Source organism: Paenibacillus qinlingensis (genome assembly GCF_013204845.1).
Lineage (GTDB): Bacteria > Bacillota > Bacilli > Paenibacillales > NBRC-103111 > Paenibacillus_E > Paenibacillus_E qinlingensis.
The window spans coordinates 69,437-82,886 of the sequence record NZ_JABMKY010000020.1 but is presented as its reverse complement, the minus strand read 5'-3'; the positions used below and the strand labels follow the sequence as shown (position 1 = coordinate 82,886).

Sequence of the window (13,450 nt, the reverse complement as noted above, 5' to 3'; positions counted from 1 at the left end):
CATTATTCCTCCAATCCCTTGGGTAAACTTAAAATGATCGATGCTCCTTCTTCCGCTGTCTCATCCACTCGAATACCATAAGCTTCGCCAAAAGCAAGCTTAATCCGGTCATCAATATTCAGCAGCCCAATCCCTTTCCCCTTTGTCGTCACTTCACCACTACGCAACCTTTCAATCATCCCTTTTGGAATGCCTGGTCCGGTATCATCAACTGCCAGGAAAACGCCTTCTTCCGTGCTCCAGCCGCGGATCGTAATTTCACAAGGCTCGATAGTTGACTCCAGCGCATAATGAATCGCATTCTCCATCAACGGCTGGAGGGTCAGTTTAGGAAGTGGCCGGCTCATTAATTCTTCAGGAACATCCAGCCTAAATATCAATCGCTCTTCGAAGCGAATTTTCTGAATTGTCACATAGCTGCGAACAATATCGATTTCCTCACCAAGTGTAATGATAGGTTCCTTCAAATCAACAGAATGGCGAAGCAAATACGCCAATGCCTCCACCATCTCGGAAATTTTGGATTGTCGATTTACTTTAGCCATCCAATTAATCGACTCCAACGTATTGTAGAGGAAATGCGGGTTAATTTGAGATTGTAACGCCTTAAATTCCGTCTCCTTAATCAGAAGGCGATTGGCATAATTCTCCTGAATTAAGGTGTTAATGCGTTCAATCATGAAACGGAAGCTTCGCTGCAAGAGCCCAATTTCATTCATAGCAACATGACCGCCAGGCGGAAATAAATTCGCCTCTTCGAAATTTCCTTTCTCCGCCAGTTTCATCCGCACCATAAGTTCATCGATCGGCCTAGTTAAACCGTAAGAGAAACGTATGCCTAACAATATCACGACGACGAATATGGCAATAAAGACGAAAACGACCATTTCCTTAATAAAAATGATTCGGTCAAAGATTTGATTAAAAGGTGTAATGTTCAAGTACGTCCAACCTGTATTCAGAGACTGGATTTGGGCAATAAAATATTCTTCCCCGTTAATGTCCTGGATTTCGTAGCCTTTACCAGCGTTCACGGGCTTCGTAATTCGACCCAAATCGAAGGAAGGTTCACTAGGAAAGATCACATGTTCATCAGAAACAATCATAACATCGCCCTCTTCAGGTGCGATATCGCGAACTAGCTTCTCAATATTAATGCGTAGGACAAGTGTCCCTAGATAGTCCAAATCAAAGTTTGTTTTGTGAAAGGAGCGAATTTCCCGTGTTGCAATCAATGCAGAATCTTTGCTTTCAGGATATATCCAACGATTTTCCCCATTGCCTTCTGCAGCTACATTCATAATCTGCCTTTTCCGTTCAGGGTCCATTCTCAGAATATTGCCGCCCTCATGCTCATTTCCATTGGCATCCATAATTTGAATGGAATACAAATAGGGTTCTTCACCCGAATAGCTAATCAGTCTATCTACCAAGTATTGACTAATGATGAGTCGATCATAATCGGACGGATTTTTTTTAAGTGAAGTTAACCATTCCTGAACCTGCTCCTCTGCTAAAATCCGATAAGAGAGCTGTTGTAATCGCTTGAGCTCCGTTTCAATCGCAGTAGATGATAAATTAAGGACGCGTGAAGATTTATCATAAATTTGCCCATCATAGATCGAGAATACATATTGCTGGATCAGAATTGTAAAGGCTAAAGAAACCGCGATAATCATCGTAATCAAAATCGACAACTTATTTTTAATCTTCATATGCCGATACGTATCAAGGACTGAACGTAATCCCATAGTTGGTCGACTCCCTATTTCGTTTTATCATCGATTATGGCATTCTGAAGGGCAACGGTCAACCGTCAAAAGTAAAATAGACCGCCTCCCTTGGATACCAAGGAATTGCGGTCTTGTTTACATTTTATTCATAGGCTTAGAACAATGCGTTCTCCTTACTAGCCTTCCTCACGGACGTATTCACAATGATAATAATGATGAAATTCAATACGGACTGGTACACGCCAACGGCTGCTGACATTCCAAATTCCTGCATATCAAGGAGGGCACGGAAAGCGTAAGTATCGATGACATCTGTTTTATCGAATAGAATGCCATTCGTACCAATGAGCTGATAGAACATGCCGAAATCGCCTCGCGCGATTTGACTAATTTTCAATAAGAGAAGAACCATGATGGTTGGGACAATAGACGGTATTGTAATATGAATAATACGTTGAAAGACGTTCGCGCCATCGATTTTGGCAGCTTCATACATTTCTGTATCAATGCCAGCGATACTGGCCAAATAAATCACGGTTCCATAACCAACTGTTTTCCAAGCACTGAAGAAAATAAGAATATACGGCCATAGTTTCGGACTGTTATAGAAGTTCAATGGCTCGAAACCCACAGATTTCAGTAATGTATTGACTGCACCAAACTCATAGTTTAATAGATTATAAACGATAGCTCCAGCAACAACCCAAGAGATAAAATAGGGCAGGAATATAACAGACTGCAGAATTTTCTTAAAATACTTCCCAGCTAACTCGAACAGAATAATTGCTATAAAAATTTCCAAAAAGTTATTCACGATGAGAAAAATGAAGTTATACATGATCGTGTTTTTGGTAACAAGCCACGCCTTGCCTGATTCAAAGAAGAAGGAAAAATTATCAAGCCCGACCCACGGGCTTCCGAAAATCCCCTTGGTATACGTATAAGATTTAAAGGCTACAACCAATCCTGCCATAGGTAAATAACTAAATACAAGAAAGAATAGCAAGGCTGGCAAAATCATGATGTACATCGTACGATTTTTGATTATATCTCCCCATAGTCTCTTTGCGATCATCCGAATAACCTCCTAGTAGCCAATAACAAGAGAGACTGCCCGATAATAGGCGCAGTCTCTCTTGCTCCCATGATCTCTCTTTTACTTATTATTTTTCAAAAAATCATCAATTTGTTTTTGTGCTTCCGCTTGAATTTTTTCTAAACCGGCTTCTTTGTACTTCGCGTTTAGCGTTTTGACAGCTTCAGTCGCATCTGCAAGAACACCAAGATTAATTGGATCACGATATTGATCCTTCACGTTTTTAATCGCAGCTAATTCATTCTTGATATTCGTTGTATCTAGTACGAAGTTAAGCAATGGATTCGTTATAGCTGTTTTCGTCCATGTTTCTTTAATTGCAGTGAAGGCAGCTGGTTGATCTGATAATGCTTTGTAGAGACCTGCCGTTCTCCAGCCCCAAGGTGACCCTGAATCCGGCTTGTAGCCTGAATCCGAACCGTTTAGTGCTTGAACTTTTTTATCAGCTGTCAAGTCATAATGCTTACCTTTGATACCGTATGTTGTTAGGTTAAAGTAGTCTTCATTGTTGCGGAATAGATCCAGCATCATTAGCGCCCGCTCCGGATTTTTGGAGTTCGCATTAATCGACATCCCATTGGACGAATAATTGCTCACATACGTTGGTTTACCGTTGTATAGGTCAAACATTTCGGCTTTCCATTCAGGATGTTTCTGGTTGGCTGCTGTAACCGTATTGCTCATATCCAAGGAATTCCCCGCCATAGAGGAGCTTTTACCTGCAAGGAAGGAATCTTTACTTGGCGTTTTATTGACAAGCGCATTTTTGGACCAGAAGCCCCGTTTGCTCCAATCCGCCATCTTCTTCGCGTATTCCAAATATTGCGGCGTCTGTCCAACATCGATGAGTTTACCTGACTTATCTTTCAAATCCAGAGATAGTAAGGTATTGCTTACAGTAACCTTCGTTGACGTTTCCGCACCAATGATCATGTCATACAAGGCATACCCTGCTGCATTCTCGTCAAACGGAACCAAGCTAGGTTCATTTTTGGCAATCGTGTCTAAATATTTCTCGAAATCGTCCACGGTTTTAAGTGGAGCGATCTTGTATTTCTCACGCAGATCTCCCCGCACACCTACTGTAGCCATCGCGAAATCTTTATTGGAACTAGGAATCATGAAAATTTTGTTCTGTACTTTTACTTGGTCCCAAGCTTCCTTCGGAATTTCTTTCATCGTTAGCGGTGCATACTTATTTAACATGTCTGTTGTTAACTCTTTGTAAGAGCCTTTATTGGCAAACTCACTGTATTTGTACCAGTTCGCTGCGTATATCAGATCAAAATCTTCGCCAGTTGCGAACAACAGCGGGTATTTTTGAACATAATCGCCCCAAGATAAAAAGACCGGCTCGACGGTGGCATTAATATCTTTTTTGAGCATTTTGTTGACTTCTTCATAGACAAGACCTAAATCTTTAGGTGCGTCTCCAATCAAATACATTTTTAATTTCACTTCTTTGGAGATGTCAGGCTTGTTGGCTGCTACAGTTGCAGCTGCAGTTGGTTCTGTACTACCTTTTGGCGTTGCTTCAGTAGCGGTTTTGGATGTACAACCTGCAATTAGCATGGAAGCGGTTAAACCTACAGCCATAAGAACTCTTAAATTTTTCATTGATAAATCCTCCCCTTACTCTCATTATACTTGAAGTCATATGATAAACCGGCATCAACCGGATTCACCCTTTTACAGAGCCAATCGTAATTCCTTGAATAAAGTATTTTTGCACAAATGGATACAATAAAATGATAGGACCTGTTGCCACGACAGTCATAGCAAGCTTAAACGATTCCTTCGGTGTATCCATGACGACCGAGCCTTGTGCGGCAACGGAAGAGTTGGAGAACGTAATACTATTTAATATTTTGTACAAGAAATACTGCAGTGGGAACAAATTCTCCTTATTTACAAACAAAGTTGCATGGTACCAGTCATTCCAATAATTCAGCGCAATGAATAGACCAATTGTGGCAAGTGCTGGTTTAAGCAGTGGCAAGATTACAGAAATGAAAATTCGGAAATCGCCTGCTCCATCTATTTTCGCTGATTCACTAATGGCATCTGGGATTGTTGAACTAATGAAGCTTCTTAATATAATGATGTAAAATACATTCAACAACAACGGTACAATCAAGGCAAGAATGGAATCCTTGAAGCCCAAGTATTTGACAATCAAGATATACCAAGGAACTAACCCACCAGAAAACAAAGTGGTGAAAAAGAAGTAGAAGGAAATCACATTGCGATACGTAAAATCTTTCCTTTGCAGCACGTAAGCCGTCATCGCCGAAAGAAACAAGCCAATAATCGTACCTACTATGGTTACCAAAAGCGTAATCTTATACGCATTCAGTATTTGCTTTGGATTCTTAAGTATGAAGGAATACGCTTCTGTCGAAAACATTTGCGGGAACAATCGATAACCATGTTTTACGATCTCTGACTCCTCTGTAAATGATCCCATAATAATCATGATAAATGGGATAGCACACAGGGCAGCGAATGCCATAATCATTAAGTATCCGACGATGTTAAATGTATATTTCTCTATAGTATGTTTACTCTCCATGCAGACCCTCCATCTCTCAGATGTGTTTTAGGATGACCGGTTTCCTACTCTTATCCTAGCTCATGTCACAATTTGTTGTATACTTCACAATCCCTTGAAAACACTCAACATTTTTGAGAAATACAGCTATACAAATTTGTACATCTGTATACTTTTTGCGAATAGACTTACGCAATATTGTGATTATCATTATAATAATGTGTACATGGATCATGTAAAATGAAGGAGCAATGACATTTGAAGAAAATTACAGAAGCTCGCACCTCGAAGAAGTTATATGCCAATATTTTTCTCTCGCTCATCATTTGCATTATTGTAACGATTGTTACGCTGTCTTTCGCTCTGTACGCTAATTTCGAGAAAATCGCTCTCTCTAATATTTATGCTTCCGAGAAAAGCAGCCTTTCACAATCTAGTTATAGTGCCAAATCTATGATTGAAAGTTCGACAAATTATGCCATTCAGATATATGCGGACCCACAGTTCGATAAGCTATTGCACTATACGGCACCTAACACGCTAGACACGACTAATGCGCTCAGTCGATTAAGCACTTATATGAATGTCAGTTATTTCTTTCATTCCATTTACATTTATAGTAAGAACTCCAAAACGGTCTATACCACTTCGCAATCATCTATGAATGCGATTCAAAGCATTGATCATTTCTCAGATCCAGAGGCGGTCAATTTTATTGAAAACTTTTCCTTGTATAAGCGACTTGCTCCAATCCCGCGGACGATCCAGATTGAAACTCCGTTCTTGGGTGTTGAAAAGACCGCGAATGTGTACACGTTCGTATTTTATGATTTACAAGGACCAGCCAAGGATCTAGACAATGTTATTATGCTTAATGTATCTGAGCGTTGGATGAAAGAAGCCATCATGAGCTTGGATACCGACAAAACGGGCTCAACATTTATTATTGATAGTCATGGCAAAGCGGTAACTAGCACAGAAACTATGCCTTTTCTTTCCGATTTAAATGACCGCTCTTACATCCAGAAGGTGTTAACCGCTTCCACCAAGCAATCCTCCGATTATTTCGTAGGAGATGTGGAGGGGAAGAAGTCCCTTGTCGTCTTTTCCAAGCATGATCAATCGGGATGGACGTTCATACGTGTTCTTCCTTACGATACCATCATGGGGAAAATCGAAGTCATGAAGAAGAACGTCCTTGTTGTTTGTTCCATTCTATTATTAGTAGGATTGACAGTCTCCTATGTCATCTCCAAATCCTTACATAAACCAATCGATAAAGTAATTTCCAATATTAATTTTCTGACCAATGAGAAACGAAACAATCAGTTTAAATTGAAACAGGAATTTTTGCGGCGATTGATTTGGGATAGCAGCTCTAAGCGCGTTACCGATATCGAAACCAAACTAAAAGAGTTTGATATCCGTGTTGACCCATATCGTGATTTCATGGTTATCCTGCTCACCATAGATCATTTCGATCAATTTTCCAAACAATACAACTTTGAAGATCGCTCTCTTCTTAAATATGCTACGATGAATATTGCAACTGAGATATTCGGGAGCTATGGCAAATGTGAATGTATTGATATGGATGAGAAAAACGTAGCCGTGCTTCTGAATGGCGATTTTGAAGAGAATCTCCCGCTTCGTGAACTGGCTTTACGTGTGCAAGAATCAATTCAGGCCTATCTAAATCTATCTATGAGCATTGCCATCAGTGAAGTTGGCGATAATGTATTTGAAATTTCCGATCTTTACAAAGAAACCGTACAATTGCTTGATAATAAATTCGTCTTCGGCTACCGTAGTATTCTACAAGCTTCCCATGTTCCGCAACTTTCGCAACTGGCATTTGTTCATCCTGTTGCCCTGGAGAATAACATGCTCGAAACGCTCAAGCTGGGGAAAGCAGATGAGACGAGGAAATGGTTCAATGATATTCTCACTGCAACGGATTATCAATCTTACATTGTCTATACGATGCTTTTCCATCAATTGGCCTATTCGATCTCGACAACTGCCATTAATTTAGAGAAAAGCTCCGGTCTTTCTTTCAACTATGATTTCACGAATTTCGTCCAGCAACTTCATAAGTTGGAGACCTTGCAGGACGTCCGCAATCATTTCAATGAGTTAATTGAATGTATCTGCGCTGGTTTGAAGGACAGAAAGGGTTCCAAGCATGACAACCTTGTCGCTTCCGTGGATAAAATTATTCAACAGCACTATGCGGACCGAGAATTGTCTCTCTTTAAAATAGCCGAACTTATTGATATGTCCCCCGCTTATTTGGGTCGTATATTTAAAAAACTGACAGCACAATCCATTCCTGATTATCTGAATGAATATCGGATAGATCGTGCGAAGGAATTTCTTTCCACAACGCATGACTCCATTGAAGAAATTTCGCAGAAAACTGGGTACAACAACAGTACCTACTTCTATAAAGTGTTTAAAAAGTATACGGGCATTACACCCGCCGAGTATAGGAACGGGACATGAGGAAAAGGGCTTACACAGTGTTTGCTGTGTAAGCCCTTATATCTATCATGACTGGCTATCTATTTATGTCTGAAATGCTCGGATGAGTCTAAGCAATTGATTTGTCGTAAATTGCAGACACGTCCCTGTTGTTCTGACATCCATCGCTTGTTCAAGTGACATGGGTTGATTCACAACTGAAAAGCAAGACGTAATGCCGACACTATGCATGTAAGATGTGTTGACTGGCACGCTGCCTGCCAATACAATCATCGGGATGCTGTGTTCTTGCGCATGATGAGCAAGGCCCGATAAAGCCTTCCCCATTAACGTTTGTTCATCCAATTTGCCTTCTCCTGTGATGATTAAATCAGTTCCCTTCAAAGTCTCTTTGAATTTGTTCGCGTCCAATATAAGTTCGATCCCCGATTCAAGACTTCCATGAAGTAAGCCTGCAAATGCGCCCCCTAATCCTCCTGCGGCCCCTGCCCCGGCAATTTGCTGAATGTCTTTGCCTCTCTCGTTCAGAACAACCTCCGCAAAATGCTTCAAGCCCTGATCAAGTTCTCGAACCATTTGCGAATCGGCACCCTTCTGTGGTCCGAAGACGTATGCGGCGCCATTTTCCCCATAAAGTGGATTGTTCACGTCACAAGCTACTCGAAAGGTACACTGGGCCAAAGTCGGATTCGCTTTACTTTCATCGATGGACCGTATATCTCGTAACCATTTCCCTCCAAACCCAATTTCCTTTCCTTCCCTGTTTAGAAATCGATACCCAAGGGCTTGCAGCATACCTACTCCTGCATCATTCGTTGCGCTCCCGCCAAGTCCAATAATGAAATGAAGACAGCCTCTACCAATCGCATCCGATATAAGTTCACCTACGCCATAAGAGGTGGAAAGCAGCGGATTCCTTTGATCTGTCGGAATTAAGGAAAGGCCGCATGCTTGCGCTACTTCAATGACTGCGGTTTTGCTGTCATCCATAATACCGTACACAGCATTCACCTTTTCTTGCATGGGGCCTGTCACATCAAGGGAGATGAAACTTCCAGCTGTCGCATGAATAAGTGCTTGAACAGTCCCCTCTCCACCATCGGCAAGAGGGAAAGTAACGACTTCAGCATGGGGCACGACATCCCTGACACCAGCAGCTATCGCAAGGCTTCCCTCCACACTCGAAATACTGCCTTTAAATGAATCAGTCGCTATAACGATCTTCATCTTCGTCTCTCCCATGTTTTCCAAACAGATCTCTCCAGATATCTTTCCAGTAATTCCCTCGGTTTTCACTGGCAGTTTGTTCCTCATCTTCTTGCCAAAACAAGAATTGACAAATGAAATCTGAATCCATACCGTTCTCGCCTCCTAGGCACACGACATCCATTTCTCACGGGAACCTTGCATCGTTTACCATGGAACCTTCTGTCCTCCAACCGCATTATTGACATTATTTTCCATATATTTAGCAATTTCCTCCTGAACGTCCTCAATCGTTCTGGCATCATCTTTGAGAAAATAATCCATCCACTGTTTTCCGTAACGAACGTGATTCGACTCATCAGACCAATCTACATCGGCAAACAACTGCGAACGTGCATCTCCTTCTTGCTCGTAATATCTTACCCTTACACTTTTGCGTGGCATAAAATAAACCTCAAGTCCTAATGTCAAATAACAAAGCCGGTGAAGCAACGGCAACCCTTGCGAATTATCAAACAGTACCATATTGACTACCGAAGGCTCGACGCCTAATTCACGCAAGCGAATTGCCCCAAATTCCGCATGCCTGACTTCGTCCCAGAAATGATGTGCGATATCCATGAAATATTGACGAGGGGCATCTAATTTCCATGAATCATATATAATCGTAGCCAGTAAGGCAGCAGCATAAAACTCGTTGAAATAAACTTTAAATTCTCCTATCGACCGATCTCTGAGTGGCAAGTCAAGCTTAGATTGATAACTTCCCAAATCAGCATGAACAATTCGGCCATCAAATACCATTGGTGACGGCCAATCAAACTGGGCCTTCTCTGGGCGTAATGCGCTCACGCTCTTCCCGCTACGAAGTCCTAATCCACTTATGCCACCGGCTTCTTCAATTAGCCCTTCCAAATATTGTGTCCAATGCACTGTATTCACCTGTGAATTCCCGTACTGTTGCTTCTCTAACTCTTGGAGGGAGTGCAGCTCATTCTCCACATCAACTTGTAACCTAAGCAAGATTCGGATCTCCAGTGCATTCGCACTTGCATCTGCTACCTCCAAATGTTCTTTGTACACATGCACGAGATGGCCCAACATCCAAGATAAACCGGCAATAAAACTGTGATCGTCTGGCGCATGAACCAATTCTTTACCAATCCGTGCTAGCCCTGGCTCAATATTGGCATCACGATGACGTCCGCCGCGCAACTCTTCCAAACGCGTACCGAGTTCATTCAGCCGCTCTGCATGAGCATAAAGTTGATAACCGAGTATAATCTTCGTCTCCCAATTCGGCAACTTAAGAAACCACCCGGCAAGTGCTCTGATACAGCTTTGCTCTACATAAGCGTACCGCCTAAATAACTCAACGGATTTGCTAATATCCATCCCCTTTTGTCCCCGACGATCTACATAAGCGCGTAAATTTTCATTCATAAGCAACACTCTCCTTTTCGATCTCATAGAATGATAGCGATTACATTTCAAGGTTCACGCCGATTCATTTGACGGAATGCGGTTGGAGACATTTGAGCTAATTGTTTAAAACTTCTGTAAAAAGTCGGCAACGATTCGTAACCTACCTCAAAGCAAAGTGAAACAATGTTCATATCGGTCTCAGCCAGCAGATTCTTAGCTAAGCTATGCCTAATCTCGTTTAAATATTGGATAGGCGTCTGCTTATAGCGTTCTTTGAATATCGTATTCGAGTAGCGTGCGCTGACTCCAAACTTTTGTGCCAACTGCTCTGCTGTCAGCGACTCGTAATAATGCTTATCTATATAATTTCGAATTTTCTCCGCTCGGAGGCTATTCGCATCTTGCATACAGTCTGACTGTCGTGCTCTGCACAATCCCAATAAGATTTCGCTCAGATGCGTACGCATAGCCCAGTCATGATACAGCCCCTGCTGTCTCTCTTCATAAAGAAGCTTTCGCAGCAGCAATTTGATTTCATTCGCTTGCAGATGAGCAAGTTTGCAACAAAACGAACCTGTAAAACCAATATCCTCCTTGTTTAACGGTGTGAACATGCCGTCCAACATTCCTTCATCAAATGATAAAACCAATAAGGTCATACGTGTATTGGAGGAAACAGCGTGCTTCGAGTACGGAAATATGACAATCGTCGAATGTTCCGATATGTGGTGTGATTCCCCTTCCAGCAGGATGCTGCCTTCCCCGTCAATGACGTACAATAACTGATAATGATGATGAAAATGAACGCGGATATTATAGCTCTCGGTATGCTTACTTTCGTACAAGTGGATACCGTTCACGGTCGCAGCACCTCCAGAATACTCTTACAGCGAAACAGGACGAGGAGCGATTTGCTCGCTCTTCATCCTTATTATAACGAACACCTCCTGATTATACATGCTCTAAATAACGGTTCTTCATCAGTTCCAGCACCTCGTCGCCTGAACGGTCCCATATTGCTTGATTAAAAATTTCCACTTCAATTGGCCCTGCATATCCTGCGGCTTCTACAGCTGCCCTTATTCGGCGCAGCTCGATGACCCCGTCCCCCATCATTCCGCGTCCCAGCAACAAATCTGGTGTGGGGACAATCCAGTCTGATACATGAAAACCTAGGATACGTCCACTTGCTCTTTCCACTTGCTGGTACAGAGCGGGGTCCCACCAAACATGGAACACATCAACTACAACCCCAACTTGTGAGGGAAGAAATTTTTCAGCAAGGGTATTCGCTTGCGCTAATGACACAACGACGGATCGCTCTGCTGCATACATCGGATGAAGTGGTTCAATTCCGAGTTTAACCCCATGCGATTCCGCAAACGGAACGAGTTGTTCCAGTCCTTCAGCAACCCATTGTCTGGCACTGTCAATGTCACGATCCGGTGCTGGTCCGCACACGAGTACCAGCACCTCTGTGCCTAACTCGGCGGCTTCTTCGACCGCACGGCGGTTATCATCAAGCTTAACCTTGCGTTCGGCAGCCGTTGCAGCGGGAAACATGCCGCCACGACAAAGACTCGATACTTGTAAGCCGGCGTCTCGTATGATGCGCTTACTTTCTGCTAAACCGATCTCCGCAACCTTATGGCGCCAAGGAGCAATCCAAGGAATCCCTGCTCTTGCGCTCCCTTCCACAGCCTCTTTCAAACTCCAATTGGACGTTGTGATTTGATTTAAGCTGAGACGTTCCCAATCTCGTAGTAACTGCATGCACCTTATCCTCCTTGAATTCCTGATAATCCCAACGCCAACTTCATTCGCTGAGTCGCCAACTCAGGATCGACCAACAAGCCTGCCTGGTCGGCGAGTGTAAATAGCTTCGAGAGATGTATGATAGAGCGAGACCCTTCTGCTCCGCCGATCATTCTGAAATGGGACTGATGCCCATTTAAATACGCCATAAAAACAATGCCTGTCTTATACGCGTAGGTTGGCTTCTGAAAGATATGGCGAGATAATGGTACCGTCTTAGCAAGTAAGTCGTTATATTTCGCGATATTCCCTTCATCTAATGCATGCATAGCTGAAGCGGCAGCTGGAGCAATCGCATCAAAGATCCCAAGCAATGCATGACTAAAGCCTTGCTCATCGCCTTGAATAAGCGAAGGATAGTTAAAATCGTCCCCCGTGTACATCTTGACACTAGACGGAAGACGCCGTCGCATCGTGATTTCTTGTTCGGCATCCAGCAGGGAAATCTTGATGCCATCGACTTTCTCAGCGTTTGCGTGAATAACACGGAGGCATACCTCCATGGCCTCGTTTACGTTCGCATGCCCCCAATATCCTTTGAGCGCAGGATCAAACATATCTCCCAGCCAATGTAAGATCACAGGCCTCGATACTTGGCGCAAAATATGGCCATACACTTGCTCATAGTCCTCGGGGCCTTTCGCACAACTTGCAAGCGCCCGGCTTGCCATCAGGATAATAGAGCCGCCATGCCCTTCAACAAACTCACATTGTTCTTCGTACGCAGTAATGATGTCCTCAATTGTTACACTAGCACCTGGAACCAAGTGATCCGTTCCCACTCCGCTTGCGACTCGTCCTCCTACCGCCTTCGCCTCGGCTATGGAACGAGCTATCAGCTCTTTGGACCGATCCCAGTTCAAGCCCATCCCTCGTTGTGCGGTATCCATGGCTTCAGCTACGGATAAACCCATTGACCATAAGTACCTACGGTAAGCTAATGTCGCTTCCCAATCTATTTGAGCGTTAGCGAGAGGATCCGTATCCGCATAGGGATCGCAGACGACATGGGCCGCTGAGTAGGCAATCCGGCTATTAAACGTTTTCCCACTCGGCAGCTCGAATGCTCCTGCACGACCTGCCTTATAATCGTAGATGGATCTGTCTTCTCCAATCAATTTCAAGCTAATAGACATAGGC

11 protein-coding genes are annotated in these 13,450 nt (G+C 43.0%); 1 reads left to right on the top strand and 10 read right to left on the bottom strand.

Annotated elements, in window-relative coordinates:
- Nucleotides 1-2: 2 nt before the first annotated feature.
- The 4 genes from HQN88_RS27740 to HQN88_RS27725 form a co-directional block, all read right to left on the bottom strand.
- A complete protein-coding gene (locus HQN88_RS27740) occupies nucleotides 3-1,751 on the bottom strand; it encodes a sensor histidine kinase (protein WP_173118614.1) in 1,749 nt (582 codons plus the stop codon).
- A gap of 136 nt (nucleotides 1,752-1,887) precedes the next feature.
- Nucleotides 1,888-2,808 (bottom strand): ABC transporter permease, encoded by a 921-nt coding sequence (locus HQN88_RS27735; RefSeq protein ID WP_173118612.1) that lies wholly within the window; start codon nucleotides 2,806-2,808, stop codon nucleotides 1,888-1,890.
- Between the two features lie 81 nt (nucleotides 2,809-2,889).
- On the bottom strand, nucleotides 2,890-4,446 hold the full coding sequence (locus HQN88_RS27730) for an extracellular solute-binding protein (protein ID WP_173118610.1): 1,557 nt from the start codon (nucleotides 4,444-4,446) through the stop codon (nucleotides 2,890-2,892).
- Nucleotides 4,447-4,510: 64 nt separating this feature from the next.
- A complete protein-coding gene (locus HQN88_RS27725) occupies nucleotides 4,511-5,401 on the bottom strand; it encodes a carbohydrate ABC transporter permease (RefSeq protein WP_173118608.1) in 891 nt (296 codons plus the stop codon).
- 237 nt (nucleotides 5,402-5,638) lie between these two features.
- Here HQN88_RS27725 and HQN88_RS27720 point away from each other — a divergent pair, with 237 nt between their 5' ends.
- Nucleotides 5,639-7,885 carry an AraC family transcriptional regulator gene (locus HQN88_RS27720; protein ID WP_173118606.1) on the top strand — a complete coding sequence of 749 codons (2,247 nt, stop codon included), beginning with the start codon at nucleotides 5,639-5,641 and terminating at the stop codon, nucleotides 7,883-7,885.
- 63 nt (nucleotides 7,886-7,948) lie between these two features.
- On the opposite strand, the gene HQN88_RS27715 is transcribed toward HQN88_RS27720, so the two are convergent.
- From HQN88_RS27715 to HQN88_RS27690, 6 genes are all read right to left on the bottom strand, one after another.
- Nucleotides 7,949-9,091: a glycerate kinase gene (locus tag HQN88_RS27715; protein WP_173118604.1), complete on the bottom strand. Its 1,143-nt coding sequence runs from the start codon at nucleotides 9,089-9,091 to the stop codon at nucleotides 7,949-7,951.
- A complete protein-coding gene (locus HQN88_RS27710) occupies nucleotides 9,069-9,221 on the bottom strand; it encodes a hypothetical protein (protein ID WP_173118603.1) in 153 nt (50 codons plus the stop codon). The genes HQN88_RS27715 and HQN88_RS27710 overlap by 23 nt, the downstream gene beginning before the upstream one ends.
- Nucleotides 9,222-9,277: 56 nt before the next feature.
- Nucleotides 9,278-10,513 carry a DUF455 family protein gene (locus HQN88_RS27705; protein WP_173118602.1) on the bottom strand — a complete coding sequence of 412 codons (1,236 nt, stop codon included), beginning with the start codon at nucleotides 10,511-10,513 and terminating at the stop codon, nucleotides 9,278-9,280.
- 47 nt (nucleotides 10,514-10,560) lie between these two features.
- Nucleotides 10,561-11,355 (bottom strand): helix-turn-helix domain-containing protein, encoded by a 795-nt coding sequence (locus HQN88_RS27700; protein ID WP_173118601.1) that lies wholly within the window; start codon nucleotides 11,353-11,355, stop codon nucleotides 10,561-10,563.
- Between the two features lie 91 nt (nucleotides 11,356-11,446).
- Nucleotides 11,447-12,268: a sugar phosphate isomerase/epimerase family protein gene (locus HQN88_RS27695; protein WP_173118600.1), complete on the bottom strand. Its 822-nt coding sequence runs from the start codon at nucleotides 12,266-12,268 to the stop codon at nucleotides 11,447-11,449.
- Nucleotides 12,269-12,273: 5 nt separating this feature from the next.
- Nucleotides 12,274-13,446, bottom strand: a complete 1,173-nt coding sequence (locus HQN88_RS27690) for a dihydrodipicolinate synthase family protein (protein ID WP_173118599.1) — start codon at nucleotides 13,444-13,446, stop codon at nucleotides 12,274-12,276.
- Between the last annotated feature and the right edge of the window lie 4 nt (nucleotides 13,447-13,450).